Below are 26,509 nucleotides of genomic sequence, written 5' to 3' on the forward strand. Positions count from 1 at the left end.
CTATCCACTCTGTCAATGCCTGAATAGTGTTGACCGTTTTTTGAGTTTGCTAGAAAACATTTGTTTGCTTTTTTTCGTCAAAATATCGGATACCTTCGTTTCGAGATCGAAACGGAAGTGAGTACTTCGGGAGAGCACCTCACTGTGGATAGACCTCCGAAGTAGTTTGTCGCGGAGCCGGGCATTTATTGTCCGGCTTTTCTTCAATTACTTTTGAACCCTCCACGCTTAAGAAAACTCAAGGTTCCCTGCCGCTTTTCGGAATGCATCGGGGCTTAAGGGAGTTCAATGCCGTATGCGGCTTGTAATTGTTGTACATATTGACCGCCTTTTCAGTCATCTGCCTTAGCTGGGATAAATTCTCCGGCCCGTAGAATCTGACGTAACTGTTTTTAATAGTTCCGTTTTACGCGTTCGGCATTCGGACTTCATAGACACTCGTGCCCACGCTACTTTTCATATTACAGGCTTGGGTCAGTTTCACGAATTCCTTGCAGTAATACTGGCCGCCGCCGTCCGAATGAAATATCAGACCACGTGCGGGCCGGCGACCCGCGATCGCCATCCGTATTGCTGGCAGCGTGGTGCGCCTGGTCATCAGGTTGTCCGGAGACCGCATAGCCCACGATCCGTCTTTGAGAAGAGGTCCATAATGAAGGTCAGGCACAGAACCTTTCGCCTATTCTGTAGTAGGTTACGTCGCTGACTCCAAACCTCGTTTACACCTCGTCAACTCGAATCCGGCAATCAAATTGTCAAATCGCGTCACCCCGCGCGAATCCGTCGGGCGGTGATATGCCCTTTCCGCCTGATCTTGAACCCGTGCGAAAAGCAAACTGCTCTCGAACCGGTCTCTGCCAAAACTGCATCGGCCTTTATCATCCCGTACATGACAGCGCGACGACATTTGCGGGATGATCGCGCCGTATCTCGGCGATCACCGGCAGAAGCTGCTCCTGCTCTTCCAACATCCTGAGATGACGTTCCGTATGCTGGTGAAAACGCCTGCTTGCTGATACCCATTGCCCGATACAGTTGATTCATTTTGTGCCCGTGCCTTTCCCGGTTCGGGACCAGAACCACCGGAGGGCTTTTAAAGTACATTTTTTAATATCAATGCCGTACTCTTCCTCCGCCAGATCGATCATCTTGTCAAAGAAATCGATCTGTATCTGCTTCTGCCCGACAGCCTGCTCCAGCTCTTTCAATCTTTCCTTCAACGCCTTGGATCTTTCTCGTGTCGTCTCAGACTCTCCAGCACAAGCCGCTCCTGTTTTTTTCTCATACGTGAATACTGACGCATCCACGCATATATTGCAGACCGGGAAACCTGATATTCGCGGCTCACCTCACTGACCGACGTGACGCAACGCTCGATCTCACCCACTTTCTCTTTCGCCTGAACCCTTCACTGAAAGTCCTGTTGCGTCGTTCCTTGACCGTCAGCTTTTCATATTCACTTAAATTTGCCATAGTTGTTCGCTCCTGGAGTTGAAATCAAACTCAAAAAACGGTCAACCTATTTCAGGCAAGGACACTATCCTTCTATTCCACTTTCACGAAGTCCGTGCCCGTGCGGCCGAAGGTCCGGGATGATACATCTCCTCGGCCTTGGCCGGCGGGACGACGAATTCGCCCGGTGTCGTTGCTCGGCGACGTATGAGTAGTTGTAAACGCCTTCCCAGCAGCGATGCAACGCTTCGGCGCGTTCGTCGCGGAAGTTCTGGTGTTCGAACCAGTATTGCCTCCAGTAATACCAGCCGCGGCCGTAGCTCCTGACCCGTATTCGACGACCGCAGTGTTCTGATTGTCGCCCGGGATCGATCCGTCGTCGCCAGCCCCGGATCCAGGATCTCAAGCTCCCGCCGGCAGATTGGTCGACCAGCGCGACGTGGTATCGCCGCGCCTGGAGCGACCATCGTCAGTTTCACACGGACGCGCGCCCCGGCCTTGAAAGTCCAGGTTCCGTCCGGATTCTGCTTGACGTCTTCCGGATCGTCGACCGCCTCCGTATTTGTGGAGCACAGTGAACCCGTAATCCGCCGGAGCGAGTTTCAGGACTTCTTTCGGCGCGTACTTCAATCCGATTTGGATAGTAGAGCCGTCCTGGCCCCTGTTTGTCGAGGATCAGGTTCGACGTTCCGCCCTGCTCGACGAGGTACGACATCGGCACGTTAAGCCGATTCGAATCGATCGAACGTCCCTTGAAGACCTGTTCGCCGGCGTATGCGTTGCCGAGCCAGACTTTGGCGACGAAATCGGGCGTCACCTTTCAAAGGCGTTGAAATACTTGTCGAGCGCGAGAAGAATAAACACATTCCCTCCTGCGTATTCGACCACGCGCCTTTCGTTCGATGATCGAGCAGTCCGCGGACGAGTTCGGGGATCAGATCCCTCGACGCTCAGACCGCCGCCCTGACGGGCCTGATCAGCGCTTTCGAGCAGCACGCCGTCGGCGCGCCGGTTCGAATACATAATCAGCCAGGCACCGTCGCCGTAATCGGTGACGAAACCGCCGTCGCCGCGGTTTCGGTGGTTCGGTTTACGAGGAACCGCTTGATCGCCTCGACTCGACGGTCGAACCCTTTGTCGCTCGCGAGAACCGACAGGATCCAGCCCAAAGCTTCGAACGGCATCTTCTCGATCGTCGCTTCCTTGAGCAGCGCCTTCGCCTTCGCGACGTCCTTGTCGCCGATCATATCGCGGACATAGAGCGCGTAGGCCGAAATCGTCCAGCGGACCTGCGGCGAGCGTCTGTGCCACTCATCGAAATGCTTTTCGATGTCCTTGAGATACGGCTTGGTCTTTTCAAGCATCCCTTCGGGGACCTTGTAGCCCTTCGCCTTTGCTAACCCGGAGCGCGTGCGCGACGTGGACCGTCAGGAACGGATATTCGTACCGCTCTTTGCGCTGCGACCAGAGCCCGAAACTGCCGTCGCCGCGTTGACGTCCCTTGAGAATCTCGACATCCTTCGCGAAACTCGCGTCGAGCGCGTCTTTCGTCGGGAAGTCCTGGTCTTGAAAGCCGACAGCACGTCTCGCAGTGCGGCGATCGAGATCATCCGTGACGAGATCTGTTCGGAGCATTCGAACTGATATCGATACAGGTAGATGAACGCGTCGGTAAGTTCCTGCAGCTGGGTCGAACTCGTCGTCACTTCGAGGCCGCCGAACTGCGGCCAGACCTCGCCGGGCGTCTGGACCGGCTGGAAGATCGCGCCGTTCTGATCGGTCGTGCCGTAAGTCGCGAACGCCTCGGTCGTTGCCGGCGTCCAGACCGGCAGATTGATCTCGGCCGCGTCGGACCATTTGCCGGACGTGACCGCGATCTGAAACGTGCCGTTCCGGCCGATTGCGTCGAGACCGGGAACCTCACTTCCGCGCGGTCATTGGCTTTTTACAACCCTTCGGCCCGCAGTCGTGCCGGCCGATCCGGGCTCCGTCAGGGTGCATTCGTCGCCCGAATGGCGACGTCGACCGACATATCCTTGTCGGTCTGATTCTGACGACGACCGGAAGCTCGACCTTGTCGCCGAAGTTCATAAACCTCGGGGCCGACGGCCTGACCATCAGCGGCTGACGCGCCGTCAGGTTCGATTCGCCCTTGCCGAAGCGTTTGCCGGTATCGACCGAAACCGCCGTGATGCGGTACCGCGTCAGATTGTCCGGGAGTTTGACGTTGACCGTCGCCTTGCCGTTCGAATCCGTCTTGACGCGCGGAGCGAACACCGCCAGCGCGTCAAAATTCGTCCGCAGATTGATCGGGGTGTCGGGACTCGCCTCTTCGTCGCGCTCGGCGACCATTTTGTCGGCGACCATCTCCTCGGCGCGGACCGCCGAAGGTCTCGGCGCCGACTTCTTCGCATCGTTCATATCGCTCTTGCGCGCCATGATTGCGGTGTTTGAAACGGCCCCGGCGGCCATCGTTGCCTGAATCTGCGGTTCCTGCTTTCTGACGTCGAGCGGATTTCCGAGCAAAATGTCCTTGCGCGAATGATAATCGGTGACGCCGTTGCCGCGCTGGCCGTAGAACGCGCCGAGCGGATCGGCGATCGAATACCCTGGAAAGCGCGAGCACGCTTTCATCGACGACGACGACCGCTACCTCTGAATTGGCGACCGGTTCGCCGCGGAAATCCGTCACCGCGACGTTGACCTTCGTCTCGCCGCCCGGTTCGATCGTCGCCGATTCCGGTTCGGCCGAAACGTTGAGCTTGCGCGATTCGGTCGATATCTGGAGATTTATCTGTCCGCTCGCGAATGCCGGGCGTTTGGCGAGCTTTTCGTCGATCTCGCCCTTCTCGTTCGGCCGCGGCGCGGCGCCGACCAGATCGACCTGGGCATAAATGTTCGGCAGATACTTCTCTTCGAGCGGAACGCGCAGAGTGATCGAAGAATCCTTGACCGAAAACCGCTCGGTCTTGATGAGGCCGCCGCGGCGGAGTGTCAATACGCCTTCCGCTTGCGCGAACGGGGAGATGACGAGAAGTTCCGCCGTTTCTCCGGCTTTGTAGTCCTTCTTGTTCGGGATCAGCTGCGCTTCTTCCTGTTCGACGTTGCGTTTCGGCGGGGTCTTTCCGCCCGGAACCCAGATCGTGAACTCGCTTTCGTTGAAGCGTTCCTTGTCGTCCATCACGCGCGCCGAGATCCTGTACTGGCCGCCGGCCTTCGCGACAAACTCGCATTTCTGACCCTTGTCGCCGAGCGATTTGACGTTGCAGACCTGCTCATCGACCGTCTTTTCGATCCAGCTTCCCTTCTCGAACGCCCAATCCTTCAATACGGCTTTTATCTCGACATCGCGGTTGGCGACGAGTTTGCCGTCGAGATCGGTGACGATCGACTCGACCGCCATTTTCTCGCCCTTCTGGACGAAGTTTCGCGCCGACTTGATGCCGACATACAGATCCGCCGGATGAACCAGCAGACTCGTCGAACTCGCCCACGTCTGTCGGTTGACATCCTGAACCGAGACGGAAGCCGAAACCGTGTAAGGCCGCGGCGGATTCACCGATTCAAAGTCCACTTTCAAAAGATGTTTTCCGGCTGCGTCGGTCACTCCCTTGAACGTCTGCGTCACCGATTGGCCGCCTCCCGGCCTGAAACCGCCGTCGTAATCCCCAAACGTGCGCCACCAAGGAACCCACGTTCCAAAGGTGTAATCCTCGCGGTTCGGCGGCGTGTAACTCGTCGGCGTCGCGGTCACGGTCCAGTTCGTTTCGGCGTTCCCGAGCCCTCCGCCGGCGTAGTATTTCGCTTCGACGCCAAACATCGCATTGCCCTTGACGAAGTGCGGCGCCTCGGATTCGACGCGCGCCTTGACCTCGAATTCGGGCCGGCGAAATTCCTGAACCTGAAACTGATGGTAATGGGTGTAAGCGCCGCCTTCGGTCTTGAGTTCGACGGTCGCCATCCCGAGATTCATATTGTCGGTGAGCTTGAACTTGAAGTCGAACGCGCCGAAAGCGTTGAGTTCGGCGGCGCCCTTCGTGATCTCGTTGCCGCGCGCGTCGCGCATCACATAGGTCACGCTCTTGCCGGCGCGGTCGCCGAGCGCGCCGATGTCGCCCAGTTTTCCGCCGTCATAATGGCGAATGTAGCCCTTGATCGAGACCTCCTCTTTCGGGCGGTACATCTTGCGGTCGTCAAAAACGAACCACGTCAGCGTGTCGCTGTAGCCCTTTTTGTACCAGCTCCCGGTTTCATTCCAGTAGTAGTCGGAGTTCTCGGGCAGGAACGCGATGTCGCGGCCTTTCTTCGCAATCAGCACGTTCTGGGTCTTGTCGGACTGCGTTTCGGGCAACGGCAGTCTCAGAATGCCGTTGTCGCCGGTCTGCGGACCGACAGCCGGCAGGATCGTTTCCGTTTCCTGCACGTCGCCGTTCTCATCGACCGATTCGACCTCCGTTTTCGGTTCGCTGCTTCCCCAACTCCAGAGCCATTCCCACCAGCTCTTGCTGTTCGCGGGCTCTTCGTTCACGGAAGACCCCGTCGGCGTTTTGCCGTTCGGATAGATCGACAGCTCGACGCCGTTCAGCGGCTTGCCGGTTTTGAGATCGGTCGCGAATCCGACCAACTCTTCGTTATCGACGAACGCGTCGAGCCCGATCTGCGTCGCCTGCGTCCAGGCGGTGATCTTCGTCCGGTCGTATTTGTCGCGCCGGACCGTCGGCTCGACCTCGATGATCGCGCTGCCGAAACCGCCGCTCAGAGCTTCGGATAGATCGATCCTCGTTTCGACCATTTCGTCGGGCTTCGCCTCGATCGCCTGGGTCTTGTTGATGACGAGCCTTCCCGGGATCTTCGGGCGCTTCTGCTCGTCGTAATACTGGAAACGCATATACGAGCGGTACGCTTCCCAATCCTGGACCGTAACGGCGTAAACCTTGACCTTGACCGACGGCAAATTTGTCGAATAGATCGAATATGTCGGCTTCGCGGTCGGGTCGAGTATGACGAACGTTCCGCCCTGCGAGTACAGATTCGGTTCGGCGGAACCGACGACCATCGTCGCCGTTCCGGGCGCGACGAGCGATTGTCCGTAAATGTCTTTGATCGAAGTGTCGACCGTGACTTTGTAGCTCGTTCGGCCCTTTTTGTAGCCTTGGAAATAGATGTAGTTCCCTGCCGGGTAGATATTCAGCCCTTCGACCGGCGGATCGATCTTGATCGATTCCTTACGAAACGATGTTCCGTCGATCGCGTTCGTGAACTGAACGTACCAGGACTCGAACGGCGAACAGTTCTTGTTCCCCTGCCAGCCGCAGTAGCCGTTGACGAACTTCATCGCGCCGAACGTGCGGAATCCGAACGCCTGATCCTTGACCGACGTCAAAGGCCCCTCGGCGGATGCCGTTCCTTTGAACACGGTAACATTGATCGCCGCGTCGGCGGGCAACGCGTTTTCGGTCAAGCCTTCGTTCGTGACCGCGCGGAAAGCGACCCAACGTTTCGGCTGCGCCTGCTGGGCGTAATACTTGATCGAACCGTCCTTTTCGATCTCTTCCGGCGTCGCGAGCCTGATCGCGAGCGGTTTCCCTGCGCCGGTGACCTTGACGGTCTTCAGAACCGCTTCGGGATTGATCTCCTGGTCGAACTGCAAAAACATCAGAGCGTCGCGCCGGGTCGTCTGATTCTGCGGGATCATCTGCTCGACCGTCGGCGGCGGCGTGGTGAATGTCCACATCACGTCTTTCTGGAGCGTCTGGCCGGTGGCGGATTTCGTTCCGGCGGCAACACGCGCGGTGAATTTGGTCGCCATCGGGAAACGCTTCGTGGTGTCGAACATCAGCGTCTTCGTGCCGAGCCAGCGCCATTTGCCCTCGACCTGCGGCGTCAGTTCGACGGGCACGGCCTTCGCGGCTTCCTCTTGCGATGTGACCGCGACCATCGGCTGCGAGAATGTGACAGAAAGATCCGGCGCGAGCGAGACTTCGCCCTCGGGCGAGAATCTCAGAACCTCAAGCGCCTGTTTCGACGGATCAGCGTTCGGATTTATCTGTTCGGGAGCGGGAAACTTGACCTCGATCTTGTTGCCGGTCTTCGGCGCGGGGAGCGTGCCGAGCCGTTTGTTGAACTCCGTTCGATCGTTGGGTTCCGCCTTGATGTCAGGCAGACGCTTGAGCATCGCGTCGCGATCGCCCGCACCGAGCGGGTCGGAAGGCGGCAGCGTTTGTTTCTCGCGCTTCTCGGCGCCCTCGACGCCTTCGGAAAGGCGAAACTGCAATCCGTTCGGTAACACTTGATTCATATTCTGGGTAGTTTTCCCACTGACCTTCTGTGCGTTGACCGACAGAATTACCGGCGAGAAAAGATTGAGAAAGAGACCGCAAAACAAGATCCAGGCAATAGTTTTTTTCATTGTCGTGTCCTCCCGCGAGACAGGGGCGAGTAATATTCGTCGCGTTAGTTTCATTCTAAATTATGCTCTCAAAACAGCTTTTGGAAAAGCCTACTTCTGGAATGAGAACGCGCGGGAAAGGCGGGACTTGCAACCTGACGGGAGAGGAAGTGCAAAGTGCAGAGTTCAAAGTGCTTTGACATAGTGCAAAGTGCTTAGTGCAAAGTGCATAACAGTTGAAGGCGGCAGCTTCTGCACTCTGCACTCTGCACTCTGCACTCTGCACTCTGCACTTTGCACTTTGCACTCTGTCAATGCACTCTGCACTCTACACTCTGCACTCTGCACTTAGAAGTTTTCCATCACGACGAGCGCCGTTTCGCCGCCGCCGGCGGTTACGTTGACGAGGGATTTGGAAGAGAGACGGACGAGTCCGCCGTTGACCTTTCCGCGAAAGAGGAACGGGTCGAAGTCGATGTTGAGGCTTTCCATCGTCAGTTCGGTGTCATTGAACGTCGGCATCATCGTCTTCTCGATCGCGACGCGTTCCTGGGCGATGAAGATGTTTGAAAGCGCGTTCCCGAGCAGCGCGTCCCATTCGGATTCCGAATGCTCCCAACCGAAACTGACGCCGTGGCCGCCGTAATCGTCGTGCGGTTTGATGATGAACCGTTCGCGTTCGCGGCGGAGCGTTTCGAGCAGATCGACCTCGCGGCCATCGAGCGTCGTCTTCCCTTCACGGACACGGCGCGTCCAGGGGATGTGTTTGGCGATCACCGAAAGCTGCGCGGACGTGAAAAGATGATGCCACCGCTCGTCGGACACGATCGCGAAACTCGTTTTCTTGTGCGGGATCTTGACACGGAAGTTGTTTGCCATCAGCACGTTGCCGTCGGCGTACGCGCGGATTAGCGGATGGGTCTCATCGAACGTTTCGAGAAATTCGTGAATGATGACGCGTTTGTAGAATATATCGACGACGAAGTCGCCGACGCGCAGGACTTTTCCGTCATACTCGAGCTGATACGGATTCGCAATGATGGTTTCGTAACCGTTCGCCAGCCAGTGCTTTTTAAGGATCTCGAACTCCGAATATGTCGAAACGCCGTCCCAATCGACGATCGCGATGCCCGGCTTTTCCTTCTTGCCGCCGAAATCCCGATACGCGGCGTCGAGCGTTTCGAGCAGCGTGATGTAAGGCTTCGGTCGCCAATGGGCCTTATCTGACAGGAACTCGGCGACCTCTGGAACCTTTTCAAAAACGAGATCGAAAGAATACTGATCGCCGACACCGGCCGGAGTCTCGGCATTGTACTCAAGAAACTTGAAATCGTCGCCATCGAGAAACGTGTCGAAACGACTCGAAACACACAGTCCACCGTGTCCCGGTTCCAACCGCGCCATCCGTTCTTCTTTCTCGGTCAATCCGACTTCGCTCATCAAAACGGGGTCGGCGATCGCAGCCTCCGTCATCCGTTCGAAGACCTGATGGAGAGTCTCGGCTGCCGATTTGACACTTTCGTAACGCGAGCGCGGAAAGAAATGCGGACGCATAAACGGACAGATCGGACGGTCGTCGTGAAGAATTCCGGTTTCGTGCTGGACGCGACCGAGACTCGCGAAAAAGTCGGTGTCAAACCGATATTTTTCAATAAGCCGGGCATCGAGTTCGCGGACGCTTTCGTCAAGTTTCGTGTTCATTCCAAATAATTTAGCGCAAAGCCGGATTTTCTGCTACGCGATCTGCGACTCTAGGCGGAGAACGTCACACACTTCTCTGAGTGCGCAACGTCAGAAATCCGTTCTTGCCGCCGTCGAACACCGACCCAGTTTTCGTGAAATTCGCGCGATTCGTGGCGGAAAACAAGCCTGACTTGCAGCCGACAGACCGAATTTCCGGCCGCGGCGATTCTCCCGATTCGACCCGACCGAATTCAACGCTTCAAAATTGGGACTTTCTTGTTATACTGACTCTGGAATTTGCAACTTTGGCAAAATAGATGACGTAAAGATTTCCGACATTAAGTTCATTTAACAATTTTTTAGGAGCGGATTGAACAAAAATGGGATTGTGGCAAAGAATAACGCGGATTTTTAGAGCCGGAACCGGCGCGGCTCTCGACAAGATGGAAAACCCGGAATTGGTTCTTCAACAGACGATCCGGGATATGCGCGACCGTGTGCCGGAACTCAACAATTCCGTCGCACAGGTAATGGCGACCGAGCGCCTTCTTGGAAAGCAAAAGGAAAATCTCGAAACTCAGGTCGTCGACCTCGATTCGAAGATCAAGGCATCGGTGAAAATGAACCGCGACGACATCGCGACCGCGTACATCGGCCAGTTGCAGCAGGCGCAGATGGATCTTGAACGGACGAACGTTCAGTACGACAATGCGCAATCGGCGTCCAAGCAGGCGCTCAAAGCGCGTGACAACTATGTTCTGAATATGAAGAAGCGCACCGCCGAGGCGATGCAGCTGATCAGCGCCGCGAAACAGGCGAAACTTCAGGAACAGTTGGCGCAAACGATGGAAACGTTCAACATCGGCGACGATGCCTCGACTTTCAACGAAATGCGCGAGAAGATCGATCGCCGCGTCGCAGCCGCGGAAGCCAAGCTTCAGCTCGGAACGAGTTCAGTGGACTCGCAGATGCAGGATATCGAGCGCGAGGCGATGGACATTCAGTTGCAGGACAAACTGCTCGAGTACAAATCTAAGATGGGACTCCTCGGCGCCGGGGCGCCTACGGCCGGCAAACAGATCGCCGCCGGAACGCCCGAGATCAGCGAAGAAGAGGTTCTCGACCAGGCGATCCTCAACGAAACGAACGAGATGAAATGAATCTGACGGTCAATGATCACCCTGAAACCGTTAAGAGAATCCCGCCGGCGGCCGGCGGCAAGGAGGTTTTTTATCCGTGCTCAGACGGAAAACCTATGGGGGAAACCGGCGCTCACGTCCAAACCATCATCACACTTTTTCAAATACTCACAAATCACTTTCGCCGATCGGACGACGTGGCGGTGATCGCGAATATGATGTTTTATTATGTGGAAGGCGATCCGCGAAAGGTGATCTCGCCCGACGTCTTCGTCGTCCGAAACGTCGGGAGCCACGTCCGGCGGGTTTACAAACTATGGGAAGAAGCGGCACCCGATGTTGTTTTTGAAATTTCCTCGCGCGGAACGCGGCGCGAGGATTTGAATCGCAAGTTCCAGCTTTACCAGCAAATCGGCGTCAAGGAATACTACGTCTTCGACCCGGAATACGATTATTTGGGAGACGAACCGTTGCGCGCATTCCGTTTAATCGACGGCGTTTTTGTCAAATCCGACGTTCGCAACGGCCGTGTTTTCAGCCCGGCGCTCGGACTCGAGCTTGTGGATACGGGAAAAACGCTCCGTCTTTTCGATCGCGAATCGGGTGAATTCCTCAAAACGTATGACGAGATCGATACCGCAATGGATACGATGGAAACGAACCTGAAACGCGTTGAGGCGGAAAATGATCGCCTGCGCGCAGAACTAGAGGAACTCAAACGGAAATAACGGCATCTATCGGAATATGGCGGATCTAGCGAAATATCAGAAGGAAATTCAGCGGTTCAATACGAAATTCGTAAAGGAAGCCGTCAAGGAACCCGTGAATTTTTGGGGCCTTGCCGGTTTCGCGGTCGCCGCCGCCTGGACCGGTAGCATCATCCCGCTTTTCGTCGCGCTCATTTGCGAAGCAGTTTATCTCGTGTTTCTGCCGATGGTTCCGTCATATCGCCAACTCGTCAACCGACGGGAGAAAGACCGACTGCTGGCCGCCAACCGCGCCTATCGCGAGAAGATGATCCGCGAATTCTCGCCGCGCGAGCGCGAGGCCGTCGATTATCTCAAATGGCAAAAGAATAAGATCCAGGAAAACTACAAGAAGTTCACGGGCGCCCGCGAACTGCCGACGAATCTTATCACGCTCGAACAGCGCTGGGAAGACTTCGTCGACTTGCTTGACGTTTATCGCCGCCGCAAACAGCATCTCAAGTCGATCAACCGCCAGGCCGTCCATAACCAGCTCGCGCAGGCCTTTCGCGCGTCCGAAAACTCGCCCGACGAAAAGACGCGCCGGATCCAGCAGACGAACGTCGAGATACTCAAACGCCGCATCGCTTCGTTCGACGAACTCGAGAACAGCGTCAAACTCGTCGAGGGCCAACTGCAGTCGATCGAAAACTTCTTCGGCTATCTCAACGACGAGATCGTGACGATGTCGACGCCCGAAAAATTCTCTTTGCTCGACTTTGAACAGCTCTCCGATTCGATCTCGATGACCAAGCAAATGCTAGACGCCACCGCCGATTCCGTCGGCGCCCTCGATGCCTACAACCGCTCGATGGGCAATTACGAACTGTTGCCGGAAAACCGTTAGACTTGATCTCAGAGTCTTGGTCTTGGGACGTTGAATTCTGGTCGTTGGCCATCGAGGTTCGATCTTCTCGGCATCGATATTAAATGAGATCGGCAGCCCAAAGCCCTTAGTTCGAAGCTCCAAAACCAAGTTACAGGTCCACAGATCGTAGTCCAAATCGAAAGCTCTCTTGCGTGCCCGCCCGTTCATCTACTAAAATCTAAAATTTCAGATCAACACTGAAAAACTGCACTTATCAACATAGAACATATTTATTTAAGGACTAACTTATGAAAAGAGTCGGAATATTAGCGGGGCGCGAAGTGACGTTCCCGGAATCAATTATCAAAAGCATCAACGAACGCGGCGGCGGCGAGGTCGTCGCGGAAATGGTCACGGTCGGCGGCATCCGGATGGATCAGGACAAGAAGTACGATTTCATCATCGACCGCATCTCGCACGAAGTTCCGTATTACCGGGCGATGCTCAAACGAATGGCGCTCGAAGGCACATACATCATCAACAATCCGTTCTGGTGGTCGGCGGACGACAAGTTTTTCAACTTCTGCCTCGCCGACAAACTCGGCGTCGCGATCCCGAAAACGGTTCTGCTGCCGCAGCACAGTTATATCAAGGACATCGTCAGCGACAGTCTGCGCAATCTCGAGTTTCCGATCGATTGGGCAGGGATCTGCGAGTACGTCGGATTCCCTGCCTTCCTTAAACCGCACGACGGCGGCGGCTGGAAGAACGTGTCGAAGATCTGGTCAATGGAGGAACTCTGGCAGGAATACAACCAGTCGGGAACGCTCTGTATGACGCTCCAGGAAGGCATCGAATACGATCACTTCGTCCGTTGCTATTGCGTCGGCAAGGAAAAAGTCCTGATTATGCCATACGATCCGTCGCAGCCGTATCTTTCGGGAATGCAGTATGTTGACGTCGACGAATACCTGACGCCGGAACTCCACGCGCGGGTTGAGAAGGACGTGATCACGATCTGCGAAGCTCTCGGCTACGATCTCAACACCGTCGAATTCGCGATCAAGGACGGAGTTCCGTATGCGATCGATTTTATGAATCCGGCGCCGGACGCGGAACTTGCATCCGTCGGGGAAAGAAACCACAAATGGATCGTCGCCGCGATGACCGAATTCATCTTCAAGAAGATCGAAGAAGGAGTTGAGACCCCGGAATATCGTTGGTCATCGATGCTCAATCCGCCCGCTGCGGATCCAAAAAAAAAATTGACGACTAAAGCGAAGGCGAAAAGACCGGCCGCGAAAAAGGCGAGCACGAAGAAGGCCGGAAGCGTCTGATCGTTTCGCGGCCCTGCAGCGACAGCGATCAACGCAGATTGCAGCTTTCAAATTCGATTTGCCCGCGAATCACGCCAAATCACGCGAAAAATACTGGTTTCCGGCAATTTTTCGAGTATTTTGCGTGATTCGCGGGCAACCCCCTCTTTTCGGGTAATCTTGGATTAACCCAAAATTACGTAATAGAAAATTTCTTTCCCGCGAAACATCACGCCAAAAACGCGAGAAATGGCATTTTTGATGTTGTTTTTCGCGTATTTCGCGTATTTCGCGGGAAATTGCTTTCAATGAGTAATCTGGGATTAACGGGAGTGCCGCCCCGTGGGCGGGACGTGAAGCAGTCCGAAATCCGAAATCGCAATTCGCGAATCCGAAATTCGCTCATTCTTCTTCCAGAACTTCGTACGGGATCCGCGAAGAGAAAACATTCACGGCGACCATCAGGGCGAGCCAGAGCACGAGCGCGATGGACGAAACGGCCCAGCCGATGTTGGCGACGAGCGGGTCGTCAAAAACGACACCGAAAATTATCGTCGGAAGCCCGACGAGTCCGACACGTCGCGCCGTGCGCTTCGAACGCTCGAGGGTTTCGAGCAGATTGATGCGACTAACCTCAAGATCCATATACTCTTCGTTCTCGTTAAGCCGCGAAAAGTAATCCGCCTCGGTCTGCGCCCAGCGGCGCAACGCCGGGGTCTCGGCCAGCCGGTTCGCAGTCAGAAAATTATGTATGACGTGGGCGATCTTGCCTTCGCGCAAGGCGATCTCGGCCATCCCGCGGGCGGCTCGAAAACTCTCTTCAATGATCTCGACCGACTTCTGGAACGCCGTCTGCGCGCGGCGCCAATCGCCGAACTGAAAATACGATTCGCCGACGCGTGCCAGCAGTTCGCCGTCGTCGGCGCGTTTTTCGACCAGCCGGAGCGAAGCGATCGCGCGTCGCAAAAGACGCTCGTTACGCTCGGCCGCGGCGTAGGAATTCAAACATCTGGCGAACTCGAACAATAGCCAGCTATCGCGCGGCGTGATCAGAAGCGCCCGCCGAAACGCTTCGAGCGCCTGGATGAGATATCCCGAAAGCCGCAATTCATTGGCCAGCTGTCTCAGATCGGCAGCTTTCGCCGGATCGCCCTCGGCGCGCTTTTCCGTTCGCCGCGACTTCCCGACCCGAAACTCGAACACCGAATCTTCGAGAACGTCCGCCGAAGGGATGTGCACGAATTCGGCCTTCATCAAAACCTCTTTCGGCTCCGCGAGATAGTCCCGAAGTTCGATCGAACGGTTGTCGAGAATGTCCGCGGGGACGCGTGGAAATATCTCATGCACCATCCGGCGATAGTCTTCGCCGCCCGAAGCGATGACAAAATGCATCCCGCGGCCGGAAAACGACGTGCGGTAGCGGTAGAAGACGTTCCCGCCGCGTTTGAGGGCGCGCAGCGACTGTGTTTCGATCTGCTCGATGTCGGTGATCTTGAGGCGATAGTGGAAGTTGTTGAACCAAGCCCAGAATCGCGGCACAATGCCGGTCCGCCGAAGCCGCTTCCCGTCGAAGACGATACGGTCGGTGAATGCCAAAACCGGCAGAATGACGATCCCGGATACGAAAAGCGCGACCGCCGCTATGTTCCATTCAAGGTAGACGCAAAAGGCGGCAAAAAACAGCACGAGCATCATCGCCGTCACATACCGATTCGGCGAAACCCTGATTCCCGCAAACGCGGCGCGCTCGTTCTGCCTGGTGTTGGTCAAATACGTAAAATCTCCAAAAAAATGTTCGTCCTATTACAAAGTACGAATTGCCGTTGAATTTTTCAACTGATTCGGGAATTCGATCGAAGTTTGCGTGGATTTGCGCTCTGTCAACTTTCAATTATCCGCTATCAACTAATATTATGGCTGAAAACTTTGCCGGCAATCGCCCCGGGAACGCGGTTAAGCCGGTTTTTCAAAGCTCCGTTTCTGAGATCCTTATCGAGTAATTCGGCGTCAACCGAAACTCCTCAGTCGCGGACAAGCCGGATGCCGGTAAACTGCCAGCGGAGGTGCGGTTGGAAGAAATTCCGGTAGGTCGGACGGCTGTGGCCCGGCGGAGTTGCGACGGATGCGCCGCGAAGCACCATTTGGTTGATCATAAATTTCCCATTATATTCGCCGACCGCTCCGGGGCCCTTCGTGAAGTTCGGGTACGGAAGATACGCGCTGTTCGTCCATTCCCAACGCAGTCCCCAATCGAGCGAACCGCTCGCCGCTTCCCATTCGAATTCGGTCGGCAGCCGCGCCGACCGCCATTCCGCAAACGCGGCCGCTTCGTAAAATGAAACGTGACAGACCGGCGCGTCCCTTTTCAAAGGGCGCAAACCGCTTAGCGTGAATTGATGCCGGTTTCCGTCCCCGATCTGCCAATAGAGCGGCGAGTCGATTCGATTTTGACTGACCCAGTCCCAGCCGTCGGCGTGCCAGAGATTATGATCCCGATAGCCGCCGTCATCGATGAATTCAAGGAATTCGCCGTTCGTGACGAGTGTTTTGGAGATCGAGAAATCGCCGAGACGAACCTGATGGCGACCGAGTTCGTTGTCGAAACAGAATCCGTCACCCTCAAAACCGATCCCGTAAATCCCGCCGGCGACGTCCAGAAAACCCGATTCTTCAGGCTGGACGGTTTCGCAGGGCGCGAAATCATCCCTGTACGCCGGCAAAAGCGGATTGACGCCGAAGGTGTACTTGAGATCGGTCAAAAATAGTTCCTGGTGCTGCTGTTCGTGGTTCAGACCGAGGATCACGAGATCGTCCACGCCCTCGGGCAAATCTCCGCGCAAGAACTCCGCCATCTTCCGATCGACATACCGGCGGTATTCGAAGATCTCCCTGACTGTCGGCCGGCTGAGGTCTCCGCGCTTGTGCCGCAAGGTGCGTTCGCCGATGGTGTTGTAATAGCTGTTGAAAAGAAACCCGAACCGCGCGTCAAACAACCGATACGACGGCGAGAAATGCTTCAGGATCATTTCCTCGAAAAACCAGGTCGTATGAGCGATGTTCCATTTCGCCGGACTGACGTCGACCGACGGCTGCGGAACGTAATCCTCGATTTCGAGCGGCTCGCACAGTCGTTCGGTGTACGCCCTCACTCGACTGTATCGATCCGCGAGATCAATCGATGGCTGTTTGTTGTCATCGTCCGGCATACCGACATTAAACCAAAAACCGCCGGAAAAGTCTCAGGCCGCGGATTCCCGCCCCGCCTTGCGGCAACGGAAATCGTTTTGACTTGCCGGGCTTTCGCGTTAAAGTTATCGTGCCCCGGCTCAGCGATATGACTTATCTGACGGACAAAAATGAACCCGCGGTTGAACTTCGTAACGTTCGACTTTCGATCGGACAGGCGACGATCCTCGACGGGCTCGACCTGCGGATCGAACGCGGCGAGACGCTCGTCCTGCTCGGCGAGTCCGGTTGCGGAAAAACGACGACGCTCCGGCTGATCAACGGTCTCGCAGACCCGACCGCCGGAGTCGTTCTGGTCGAGGGAAAATCGACGGCGTCCTGGGACAAGATCAAACTTCGCCGACGGATCGGCTACGTTCTGCAGGAAGCGGGCCTCTTTCCGCATTTTACGGTCGCCGAGAATGTCGCGCTGATTCCCCGGATTGAAAAATGGGACGCACCGAAAACCGACTCGCGGACGCGTGAGATGCTCGAACTGGTGGGCCTCGAACCGGAGACGTTTGCCGGCCGTTTTCCGCACGAGCTTTCCGGCGGCCAGCGCCAGCGCGTCGCCGTCGCCCGCGCGCTGGCGGCCGACCCGCCGATCTTGCTGCTCGACGAACCCTTCGGCGCACTCGATCCGATAACCCGAAACTCTCTGCAAAAAGAATTTGCGGCGCTGGTCAAAGCGCTCGGAAAAACAGCGATTCTCGTAACTCACGACCTGCGTGAGGCGCTTCTACTCGGAAACCGGATCGCGCTGATGGACCGCGGCAAGATCCTGGTTCTCGAAACCGCGAAGGGATTTCTGAACGCTGAAGAACCGTTGGCGAAGGCATACCTCGAAACGATCGCGGGACTACATTGAAATGAACTTCTTAGAGTTTCTGCGGCAAAACTGGTTCGAACTCCTCGTGCTGACGCGCGAACATCTGGTGCTTGTCGCCGTCTCGACCTTCGCGTCGGTCCTCATCGGCGTTCCTCTCGGAATCGTGCTGACGCGCATCGAGAGGTTGAGGTCCCCGGTGCTGGCGTTGGCGAACATTCTGCAGACGATCCCTTCCCTGGCGATATTCGGGTTGCTGATCCCCTTGCCGTTCATCGGCGGTATCGGCGCGCGAACCGCGATCATCGCGCTCGTTCTTTATTCGCTCTTGCCGATCATCCGCAACACCGTGACTGGAATCCTGAACATCGACCCGAAAGTCCGCGAAGCGGCGCGCGGGATGGGATTGACCGACGGGCAGATGCTGAAATTGGTCGAACTGCCGCTTGCGGCACCGGTGATCCTGACCGGGATCCGCGTCGCCATCGTGATCGCGGTCGGCGTCGCGACGATCGCCGCGGCTGTCGGCGCCGGCGGTCTCGGCACTTACATTTTTCGCGGACTTCGGCAAAACGACAATAACCTGCTCCTCGCCGGCGCATTGTTTTCGGCTCTGCTCGCGCTTTTGGCCGACTTTGGGATCGGACAGATCGAACGCGCCTTTCGTTTCGGTGAACGCGCGGGTTCGCGCCGGCGAAAATTGGCGACCGTTGTCGCCTGTATTTTGTTGCTGGCGGTCGGCGGCTTGAGCTTTTTGCAGGGCTCCGGCGTTTCGCCGATCGGCAAAGACCCGATCAGGGTCGGTTCAAAGGACTTTACCGAATCGATCATCCTTGCCGAGATTCTCGCCCAGATGCTCGAGAAGCGCGGCGTCGCGGTTGAACGAAACTTTGAACTCGGCGGAAATCTGGCACACGATTCGGTCGTTTCCGGCCAAATCGACGTCTACCCCGAATACACCGGAACGGCGTTCACGGCGATCCTCAAAAACGCCCCGTTGACCGACCCGGACGCGGTTTATCAGCAAACGAAAAGCCAATATGCCGAGAGGTTCGACCTGACGGTCAGCCCGCCGCTTGGTTTTTCGAACGATTTCGCGATTCTCGTTCGCGGCGAAACGGCGCGGCGGCTCAACCTCAAAACGATCAGCCAGGCCGTTCCGCTTTCGAAGGACTGGCAGGCGGGTTTCGGCCAGGACTTTATGTCGCGGGCCGATGGTTACAGTGGTTTTGCAAAGGCGTACGATTTTCAATTCGCGAAGCAACCGCGCGAAATGGATCTGTCATTGACCTACCGCGCGCTGGCGTCGAACCAGGTCGACATCATCGCCGGCAACTCGACCGACGGTTTGATCGCCGCGCTCGACCTTTTTCAACTCACGGACGACCGAAACTACTTCCCGCCGTATCAGGCGGTATTCATCGGACGCGCCGACAAATCGGGAATTCTGGGTGAGATATTTGAAAAAATGCGGAACGCGATCTCGACGGACGAGATGAGGCGACTGAATTTCGAAGCCGACGGAAACAAACGTCCGCCAAAAGATATCGTCTCCGAATGGATCAGGAAAAAGGGGTTCTAGCTTGCGCCGAGCCAACGCTCTGCCAAAGCGAATCCGCAAAGTAGCGCTTCTCGTCGAGAAATTCGGTGACGACATTGAACCCGCTTTTCCTGGCAATATCGGCGATCATCCCGAGCGTGTATTTCTGGGATATCTCCATAAAGATCGGCTCCCAAGCCCGAAACTCGAAGGTCTTGCCCAAATACTCCACGGTCACCCGCTGATTCTCGCGGCTGATCAAATACGATCGCGCGGCGCCGTCGGCCGGGTCATAGTTCGCATAATGTGAAAACTTCGACAGTTCGAAATTCCCTCCGAGTTCCCGGTTGATCCGTGTCAGCAGATTCAGATTGAAGGCCGCCGTGACGCCGCGGGAATCGTCATAGGCCCGCAAGATCGTTTGCGGATTTTTTTGCAGGTCGAAACCGATGAACAACAGATCTCCGTCATTGATCGACGACCTTACGCGGTTCAGGAAAGCGACGCTGTCGGCGACCGTGATGTTACCGATGTTGGAGCCGAGGAACAGGACGATCTTACCGCGCTCCGAACCGGCTTTGAGGCGTTCGAGTCCGTGAAAATAGTCGTCGTGGACAGGATTGACGACAAGCGCCGGAAATCGAGCCTTGAACTGTTCGGTCAGGACCGCGAGCGCCTTTTCGGAGATGTCGATCGGCGAGTAGCTGAAATCAATCCTCTCGTTGATGAGCGTTTCGATCAGGATCGCTGTTTTCGTGCCGTCTCCGGCGCCGAGTTCGATCAGTTCGAAACCGGCGTGATGCGCGGCGAACGCCCGAGCGATCTCAAGTTTCTGCCTATCGAAGATCTCGGTCTCGGCCCGCGTCAGGTAATACTCGGGCAGATCCATTATGGCTCGAAACAGATCGCTGCCGGCATCGTCGTAGAAGTACTTGGAGAAGAGCTTTTTCGGATTCGCGGTCAGGCCGGATCGCACGTCTTCGGCAAAAATGCTGAGTTTGTTTCCCGTTTCATCCGCCATTGTTTCTAGTCTGAATTCGATCGATCAATCTGGAATTCGCTGTGGCCAGATTCAGCCATTCCAAAATCAAATAGGGATGAAAGCTCGCGGCCGTCACCCCCATTCCACATCGGTCATCCCTCAAGCTTACTGCTGCAGGATCGGCGGCAGGTTCCCGCCGCCAAGCGGATTCTCCGGAGTCGGCTCGACGATCTCTTTTGCCTTCTCGGGGTTCAATTCCTTGAGTTTGTCCTTGGCCTCGCGTGCCGTCGTTCCCGGCGGGACCGGTTTGCCGTCGGTGTCCTTCGCTTCGCTTGCCGCCTTCGCGATGTTGAAATAAATGTCAGCCGCTTCGGTCTTTTTGCCTTGCTTTTCGAGGAGCGTCGCAAGTTCGAAATTGATCGAGTCCTTGGCGACGACCGGATTCGACGAACCGGCAAGTTCCTGATAGAGCGCCACGGCCTCATCCGTCTTTCCGTCGGCCGCCTTCGCCTGCGCCAACGCGAACTTCGCGAGGCTGGCGATATCGCCGGAAGTCTTCGACAATCCTTCGAGTTCCGTGATTGCACCGGCGCGATCGATGCTCAATTTGTTGACGGCGATAAAATACTTCGCGCGTTCGCCGACCGCCCCGCCGAACTTGTCGACGACGGCCTGGAATTCCGCGATCGAAGCTTCGGCGCGTTCCTTTTCGGTCTTGAACGTCTTGAGCGTCGAACCAGCCGCGGCCGGGACGTCGGTCACCTGCGCCTGCGACGTTTCGATCGCCTTGCCGAGCGCCGCCTGTGCCTTCGCATCGTTAGAACCCGACCAGCGCCAGAAGATCGCGACGACGATAAGCAGAACGGCGATCGCCGCCACCGTGTACAGCGCCGTTTTGCCCTTGCCCTCAAGTTTCTTTTGCGCGTCCTCGACCTTTTTGATCATCGTCGACTGAAACGCATCGCGGTACTGCGGTATTTCCTTTTTCTCTTCCGTCGGCAACACCGCTTCAGGAGTTCGTTTTTTACGTGCCATCTGTTAAAAATTGCAATCTCTCAAATGATTGTTCGTTATATAATCAGCCCTAATGGAAATTTTCCAAAAGAGTTAATTTAGCCTAAAAACACGGTCGTGGCAAGCGATTGCCGGAATCGGAGACAAAAGGAAAGGGATCGTGGTGGGAAGAAAGAAAACTTCTGCCCGCGAATTGCGCGAAAAACCGCGAAACTTGCGTCTAGTTCGAGTGTCGGGACTCGCCTCGCAAGAATCGGGGCGCTGGGGACCGGACTGATGAACTGGATTTCATTCGCCTTTTTCGTTTGTCCGGCCGATCGGAAAAATAGCCGGGAACAAATCCGGGAATCGGGTGTCTAACAGTTCAGTCCGCGAAATATGCGGGTGAGCAATTCGAAATTCCCGGTTGAGGAGATCGCTAGGCAGGAGATGTTCTTCAGCAAGTCAATCAGTTTGGACGATGAGGAATTAGGGCGCGCCGCATTGGCCGCGCGGTCCGATGCTGCCTACGGAGAGATCGAGTTCATTGAAAGATTGAAAGCGGGAGACGCCGATGCCTTCGACGTTCTCGCCAACCGCTACGCCGGCGATATCTACGGATTGCTTTACCGCTTGACGCAGGACCCGGAGGAGGCTCGCGACCTGACGCAGGAGACTTTCCTGAGCGCGCTCAGGGCGATCTCGAAATTCCGCGGCGAAGCGAATTTGAAAACCTGGCTTTTCCGGATCGCGATCAACGAGTCGCGAAATCGTTTCCGCTGGTGGAAACGCCGCCGTCGCGATCAGACGATCTCGCTCGACGTCAGTTTCGGCCCTTCGGAGACGCCGCTCAGCGAAACGTTCTCGTCCGATTCGCCGAACCCGGAAGAAACGACGTTGCGGCGCGAACGCGAAAGACTTTTGCGCGCCGCGCTCGGCGAGTTGCCCGACATCTTCCGTGAAGCCGTGGTGCTCTGCGACATCGAGGGCCTGAGCTACGAAGAGATCGCGACCGCGCTCGACGTCAACATCGGCACGGTCAAATCGCGGATCGCCCGCGGACGCGATGATCTGCGAAAACGCCTGAGGGATATTTGAAAACTCGATCCGGGAAACGGGGTCCGAAATCGGACACCGCAAATCCCGAATCGAAACGGTGGATAATTGACTCGCCCCGGTTTTACCTGGAGACGAAAAATCGGTGCCAAACGAGAGGTCAAAGGTAACGATGTGTCGGCGGCGGATCAAAAGCGGCGGAGCGGTTCGGTTTTTTTGAAAACTGACCAGCAACAAGCAAGTAGCCAAACGGCCGAAAGCGCGCGCTGCGATCCGACAAGGACATTCGTTGTTTTCCCGCAAAGGAAAACAGCCGGGGTCAGTCAGTTATTCACCGGAAAACATTGGACTTTGAATTTTGATCTTCGAACTTTTGAACATTCGCGCAGATCTTTCTTTTCAAAGATCAAAAATCGAAGATCGGTTTGATTAATATGAACTGCGAAACTTTACAACTTAGCCTATCGCTCTATCCGGACGGATCTTTGTCGTCTGAAGATAAGGCCGTCGTGGATTCGCATCTCGTAACGTGTCCGATTTGCCGCCAGAAGCTTGATGATTTTGAACTGTTGCGTTCGAGCCTCAGACGGATTTCGCGGCCGGCGGTACCCGCCGATCTGACCTCGACGGTCAGGAGTGCGATGAGAACCGAGCTTTACCGTTCGAGGAATTCGCGTTTCGGTTTCGTTCCCGAGGGTTTTCGGGAGTTTCTCAAGATGCGCGTGATGCCGTACGCGGTCGGCAGCGCGGCGTCGGTCGTCATCGGATTCACGATGCTCTGGATGTTGCTTTCGGGAACGGCCGGACCGGCGCGCGACGTCGCATCGACACAGGATTCAACAACGCCCGTTTTCCTTCCGCCGGTAACCTCGAGCGTCGGAGACGTGATCACGCCTACGGCATTTGCGGCGGAACGAATCGCCGTTTCGGGTGAATCGCCGAGCATCAACCCTGAAGGCGCGCTCATCGCTTTGACCAAGTCCCTGACCCGCGGGTCGATGAAGGACAGCGAGGTGGTCGTGGTCGCGGATGTTTTCAGCGACGGATTGGCGATCGTTGACGAGGTCGTCGAACCGCTCGACGATTCGCGGACGCTCATCGAACTTGAAAAAGCGTTGCGGCAGGACGCATCAAACGCACCGTTCGTCCCGGCATCGCTTGACCGACGCGCTGATTCGGTGCGGGTAGTCCTCCGGATCCAGCGGGTCGACGTGAGCACGAAAAAACCAAAAACGAAGAAATAACCCACCCGCGATATGACACAGCCTTCTGACAGTCCCGGCCCCAAATTGCCGCCGTCTTCAATTGCCACGGTCTTCAATTGCCACGGTCTTCAATTGCCACGGTCTTCAGACCGTGGTCCCGAGTCAGCAATGACACATCGCATTTTGGAATGGGGATTTGCGGATTTTCGTCCACCCATAAGAGTTCGCGATCACACGTGACCGCAAATCGATGAAAGACCGCGTGTCGCGATCGGATTCCTTTTGGTCACGACCAATCCAAAATCCGAAATCCAAAATCCCAAATGGATTGTGCCGGGAAGCTTTATCCAACGAACTGGTTTCCCATCAAGAAATAGGCCAGATTAGGAGATTCGTGCGAACGGTCATAGCCGACCAACTCAACATATGCGCGTCCGCCGACGTCGCCGGCGACTTCGCAGGCGCCTTCCCAGTAAATGATCATCGTCGTTCCGCGCGTGTCGAGTTCCTGTTCGCGAAGATACGGCGTCACCAGCAGGTTGAGTCCGAATCGGTCGCATTTGACCCGCCAACCGCTTGGGTAGGTCGCGCCCGATGCGGGCGATTTCCAAAAGCCCGTCGGCTCGATCGAGAAATCCTCGTGCGTGAGCGGCGTGAACTTGCCATCGGCGTCGATGAACGTCCCGCTTGAGAACGGCGAGACCCGATTCTCGCTGTCGCGCAGTTGATAGCACATCAGCTCCGTATTGTTTTCAAGTTGGATCGAGAACCAATCCCAGCCTTTTTGGTTCTCGGTCGGCGTCCACGTTCCGAACTCGCGATCCATCCACGCCGAACCCTTGAAATGCTCGGCTCGTCCGCCGCGGACGATATCGCCTTCCATTTCCATCCGCGTATATGCAAAGTAGCGCGAGGCTTCGCCTTCGTCCTTGTACGACACGCCGTCCTTGTTGCGGCCGTTCAGGATCGGCGCTTTCGACGGCTTGAGATCGGCTTCGAAGACGAGATCGCCGACGGTCGCGCGGAGGATCTGCGTCCCGTGCGATTCACGCAGCGACCAGTCGCCGAGCCGAAGGTGAAAATGGTTCTCGCTCGCCGAGGCCGGATAGTCGAACCAACCGTTAGAGCTTTTGCGATGCGCGTATTGAAATTTCTCGCCGTCGACGTCGGTCAGGGCGAAATGCGCGAAATAGATGGGATTGCCGAGGATCCGCAACGGAACCATCGAGAATTTGTCGAGGTCGGTCCGCCGTTTGAAGAATACGAGTTCGAATCCGAAACGCTTTCCCGACGAAGTCTCGCCGTGACCCGTGTAGTACCACCATTCGGTTTGCGCCCCGTGGTGCGCGTAGAGGTCGCGCGGCAGAGTTACCGGATCGAGTTCGGTTCCGTCACGCAAAGTTTCGGCCGGCCCGGCAAACGTGACCGCGAGATTCTCAAATAGTTCCGCGGCCGTCTTTTCAAAATTCTCGAATATGCTGTCTTGCTTTTCCATCCCTTGTTTGTTGTCCCTCCTGGTATAAGGTTAGCGGATTGAGCCCATCGGGGAAAGTGAACAAAGAATACGGCGGACTTTTGGATACGAATCGAGCCGTCAGAACTGAACGCTTTAACATTCGGACGTCGCGCCCTCGCGAAATAGCGGGAACATCGGCCGATTCAAATCGAACCGATCGTTTTCCCGCCAAGTCGCAAAGGCGCGGTGTTGTCGCTATCTACTTCTCGAGACGAAACAAATGCGTGATCTATTTCTCGATCACCGCCCGCAGTTTCTCGGCCAAAACCGGATCAAGGTTCAGAAGCAGATTGTATTGCTCACGTGCGGCCGATTTGTTGCCGACCGAGAAATACGAATATCCAAGCGTGTATCGCGCCCGGGCAAAATTGGGCGCAAGCCGCAGGCATTCGAGATATGCCCTGATCGCGTCGTTGTCCTTCTGAAGCGCGAAGTATGCGTTGCCGAGCAGATAAAACCCGTCCGAATAGTCCGGATTCTCCTGAGTATATTTGATCAGTCCCGTGATCGCCTTGTTGTAGTTGTCGACGGCGCGATCGGTTTGATTCAAGAACTCGTACGCGCGGGCGATGTAAAGATGGCTTTCACCGTCGCCAGGATTGATCCGCAAGGCCGAGTTGCAAGCCTGAACCGCCTGACTGTATTGTTTCGTGTCGTTGAGGGCACGGCAAAGGTTCGTATATCCCATCGACTGCGCCGAATCGAGTTTGATCGCTGCCTGCGCCGCGATCACCGCGTCCTGATGCCTGTCGGCGAGGCTGTAATACCAACTCAATCCGATCCAAAGGTTGTAATCCGTCGGGTAACGCTCGATTCCCTTTTTCGCGGTCGCGACCGCATCGGCGAAGCGGTTCTTGATCCGGTAGATGTCCGAAAGCGCAATATAAGCACCGTAGATCTCGGGCTTGACGTTGATCGCGCGTTCGTAGTATTCGATCGCTTCGTCATACTTCTTCGCACGATAGAGCGCGTCCGCGACCAAAAAATAAGACTCGCCGACGAACCGCGTTTTGTACTTCAGAGCATCGAGCGCCGCGAACCCCTGGTTCAGATAATCGCCGACGTTCGCATAAGATTCGGCGAGATTGTAATGAACATCCGCCTCGTTCGGACGGAACTGAAGCCCTCTCTTGTAACTCTCGATCGCTTCCGGATACTGTTTCTTGGCCTTGAAAATGTCACCGAGTGCGAATTGATAGTTGGCGTTCTTCGGTTCGATCCGCGCCGCCTCGGAGGCATCGCGGAACGCGGCGTCGTAGTCGCCCTTCTCGAAATACAGGAACCAACGCACACGATAGATCTCGATCGGTTTGTCGTAGCCCTTGGCGATGGCGGCGTCAAAATCGGTCAGCGCCTGGTCGTTTTCCTTCAAATAGTAATGGGCGTACGCCTTCCAGTAATGAGCCGCCGCATAGCCGGGAAAAACGACGATCGCCTCGGCATACTTGCCGATCGCGCCGCGATAGTCCTTTTTGTTGAACAACGCGTCGCCCTGAACAGCGATCTTGCGGGCCCGTTCGCGATCTTTTTTTGACTGCGCGGGAACCGAGACCGCCGATCCGGCGGCGATCGAAAGAACGATGAACAAAACGAAAAATCTAATCAATTTGTACCTTTGCATCTTTTCAAATCCT

23 protein-coding genes and 1 pseudogene are annotated in these 26,509 nt (G+C 56.0%); 8 read left to right on the plus strand and 16 right to left on the minus strand.

The window, feature by feature from the left end:
• Positions 1 to 238 precede the first annotated feature (238 nt).
• The 10 genes and pseudogenes from IPN69_17760 to IPN69_17805 form a co-directional block, all read right to left on the minus strand.
• On the minus strand, positions 239 to 397 hold the full coding sequence (locus IPN69_17760) for a transposase (protein MBK8812560.1): 159 nt from the start codon (positions 395 to 397) through the stop codon (positions 239 to 241).
• 706 nt (positions 398 to 1,103) lie between these two features.
• Positions 1,104 to 1,387 (minus strand): annotated as a pseudogene (locus tag IPN69_17765) (transposase).
• A gap of 169 nt (positions 1,388 to 1,556) precedes the next feature.
• Positions 1,557 to 1,931: a hypothetical protein gene (locus IPN69_17770; protein MBK8812561.1), complete on the minus strand. Its 375-nt coding sequence runs from the start codon at positions 1,929 to 1,931 to the stop codon at positions 1,557 to 1,559.
• Positions 1,928 to 2,269, minus strand: a complete 342-nt coding sequence (locus IPN69_17775) for a hypothetical protein (GenBank protein MBK8812562.1) — start codon at positions 2,267 to 2,269, stop codon at positions 1,928 to 1,930. The genes IPN69_17770 and IPN69_17775 overlap by 4 nt, the downstream gene beginning before the upstream one ends.
• A complete protein-coding gene (locus IPN69_17780; GenBank protein MBK8812563.1) occupies positions 2,266 to 2,475 on the minus strand; it encodes a hypothetical protein in 210 nt (69 codons plus the stop codon). Before IPN69_17780 ends, IPN69_17775 begins: the two co-directional genes overlap by 4 nt.
• Positions 2,476 to 2,477: 2 nt before the next feature.
• Complete coding sequence (locus IPN69_17785; protein ID MBK8812564.1) at positions 2,478 to 2,816, minus strand: hypothetical protein; 339 nt, start codon at positions 2,814 to 2,816, stop codon at positions 2,478 to 2,480.
• Positions 2,809 to 3,087 (minus strand): hypothetical protein, encoded by a 279-nt coding sequence (locus tag IPN69_17790; GenBank protein ID MBK8812565.1) that lies wholly within the window; start codon positions 3,085 to 3,087, stop codon positions 2,809 to 2,811. Before IPN69_17790 ends, IPN69_17785 begins: the two co-directional genes overlap by 8 nt.
• 285 nt (positions 3,088 to 3,372) lie before the next feature.
• Positions 3,373 to 3,819: a hypothetical protein gene (locus IPN69_17795; protein MBK8812566.1), complete on the minus strand. Its 447-nt coding sequence runs from the start codon at positions 3,817 to 3,819 to the stop codon at positions 3,373 to 3,375.
• Positions 3,740 to 7,861, minus strand: coding sequence for an Ig-like domain-containing protein (locus IPN69_17800; GenBank protein ID MBK8812567.1), 4,122 nt, complete (start codon positions 7,859 to 7,861; stop codon positions 3,740 to 3,742). Before IPN69_17800 ends, IPN69_17795 begins: the two co-directional genes overlap by 80 nt.
• 327 nt (positions 7,862 to 8,188) lie before the next feature.
• Positions 8,189 to 9,541: a hypothetical protein gene (locus IPN69_17805; GenBank protein MBK8812568.1), complete on the minus strand. Its 1,353-nt coding sequence runs from the start codon at positions 9,539 to 9,541 to the stop codon at positions 8,189 to 8,191.
• Positions 9,542 to 9,903: 362 nt separating this feature from the next.
• Here IPN69_17805 and IPN69_17810 point away from each other — a divergent pair, with 362 nt between their 5' ends.
• The 4 genes from IPN69_17810 (at position 9,904) to IPN69_17825 (ending at position 13,553) form a co-directional block, all read left to right on the plus strand.
• Positions 9,904 to 10,683 carry a PspA/IM30 family protein gene (locus IPN69_17810; protein MBK8812569.1) on the plus strand — a complete coding sequence of 260 codons (780 nt, stop codon included), beginning with the start codon at positions 9,904 to 9,906 and terminating at the stop codon, positions 10,681 to 10,683.
• Positions 10,680 to 11,390, plus strand: a complete 711-nt coding sequence (locus IPN69_17815) for a Uma2 family endonuclease (protein MBK8812570.1) — start codon at positions 10,680 to 10,682, stop codon at positions 11,388 to 11,390. Before IPN69_17810 ends, IPN69_17815 begins: the two co-directional genes overlap by 4 nt.
• Before the next feature lie 16 nt (positions 11,391 to 11,406).
• Complete coding sequence (locus IPN69_17820) at positions 11,407 to 12,255, plus strand: hypothetical protein (protein ID MBK8812571.1); 849 nt, start codon at positions 11,407 to 11,409, stop codon at positions 12,253 to 12,255.
• Between the two features lie 269 nt (positions 12,256 to 12,524).
• Positions 12,525 to 13,553, plus strand: a complete 1,029-nt coding sequence (locus tag IPN69_17825; GenBank protein ID MBK8812572.1) for a hypothetical protein — start codon at positions 12,525 to 12,527, stop codon at positions 13,551 to 13,553.
• A 381-nt stretch (positions 13,554 to 13,934) separates the two neighbouring features.
• On the opposite strand, the gene IPN69_17830 is transcribed toward IPN69_17825, so the two are convergent.
• Entirely contained in the window at positions 13,935 to 15,302 is a 1,368-nt protein-coding gene (locus IPN69_17830; GenBank protein ID MBK8812573.1) for a hypothetical protein, read from the minus strand.
• Positions 15,303 to 15,553: 251 nt separating this feature from the next.
• Positions 15,554 to 16,738: an ergothioneine biosynthesis protein EgtB gene (locus IPN69_17835; GenBank protein ID MBK8812574.1), complete on the minus strand. Its 1,185-nt coding sequence runs from the start codon at positions 16,736 to 16,738 to the stop codon at positions 15,554 to 15,556.
• Between the two features lie 128 nt (positions 16,739 to 16,866).
• Here IPN69_17835 and IPN69_17840 point away from each other — a divergent pair, with 128 nt between their 5' ends.
• Together IPN69_17840 and IPN69_17845 are read left to right on the plus strand one after the other, a co-directional pair.
• The gene (locus IPN69_17840) at positions 16,867 to 17,625 is read left to right on the plus strand and encodes an ATP-binding cassette domain-containing protein (GenBank protein ID MBK8812575.1); all 759 of its coding nucleotides are present in this window, start codon (positions 16,867 to 16,869) and stop codon (positions 17,623 to 17,625) included.
• A gap of 1 nt (position 17,626) precedes the next feature.
• Positions 17,627 to 19,165, plus strand: a complete 1,539-nt coding sequence (locus IPN69_17845; protein ID MBK8812576.1) for an ABC transporter permease/substrate-binding protein — start codon at positions 17,627 to 17,629, stop codon at positions 19,163 to 19,165.
• Here IPN69_17845 and egtD read toward each other — a convergent pair.
• Both egtD and IPN69_17855 read right to left on the minus strand, forming a co-directional pair.
• A complete protein-coding gene (egtD, locus tag IPN69_17850) occupies positions 19,146 to 20,144 on the minus strand; it encodes an L-histidine N(alpha)-methyltransferase (protein ID MBK8812577.1) in 999 nt (332 codons plus the stop codon). The two genes, IPN69_17845 and egtD, sit on opposite strands and share 20 nt — an antisense overlap.
• Positions 20,145 to 20,270: 126 nt before the next feature.
• On the minus strand, positions 20,271 to 21,140 hold the full coding sequence (locus tag IPN69_17855; protein MBK8812578.1) for a hypothetical protein: 870 nt from the start codon (positions 21,138 to 21,140) through the stop codon (positions 20,271 to 20,273).
• Between the two features lie 363 nt (positions 21,141 to 21,503).
• Between IPN69_17855 and IPN69_17860 the strand changes: the two genes are divergently transcribed.
• Positions 21,504 to 22,196, plus strand: a complete 693-nt coding sequence (locus IPN69_17860) for a sigma-70 family RNA polymerase sigma factor (protein MBK8812579.1) — start codon at positions 21,504 to 21,506, stop codon at positions 22,194 to 22,196.
• 392 nt (positions 22,197 to 22,588) lie between these two features.
• Entirely contained in the window at positions 22,589 to 23,398 is an 810-nt protein-coding gene (locus IPN69_17865; GenBank protein MBK8812580.1) for a zf-HC2 domain-containing protein, read from the plus strand.
• A 304-nt stretch (positions 23,399 to 23,702) separates the two neighbouring features.
• Here IPN69_17865 and IPN69_17870 read toward each other — a convergent pair whose 3' ends face one another.
• Entirely contained in the window at positions 23,703 to 24,854 is a 1,152-nt protein-coding gene (locus IPN69_17870; protein MBK8812581.1) for a carotenoid 1,2-hydratase, read from the minus strand.
• A 250-nt stretch (positions 24,855 to 25,104) separates the two neighbouring features.
• Positions 25,105 to 26,496 carry a tetratricopeptide repeat protein gene (locus IPN69_17875; GenBank protein MBK8812582.1) on the minus strand — a complete coding sequence of 464 codons (1,392 nt, stop codon included), beginning with the start codon at positions 26,494 to 26,496 and terminating at the stop codon, positions 25,105 to 25,107.
• Positions 26,497 to 26,509: the final 13 nt, after the last annotated feature.

Source organism: Acidobacteriota bacterium (assembly GCA_016715115.1).
Lineage (GTDB): Bacteria > Acidobacteriota > Blastocatellia > Pyrinomonadales > Pyrinomonadaceae > JAFDVJ01.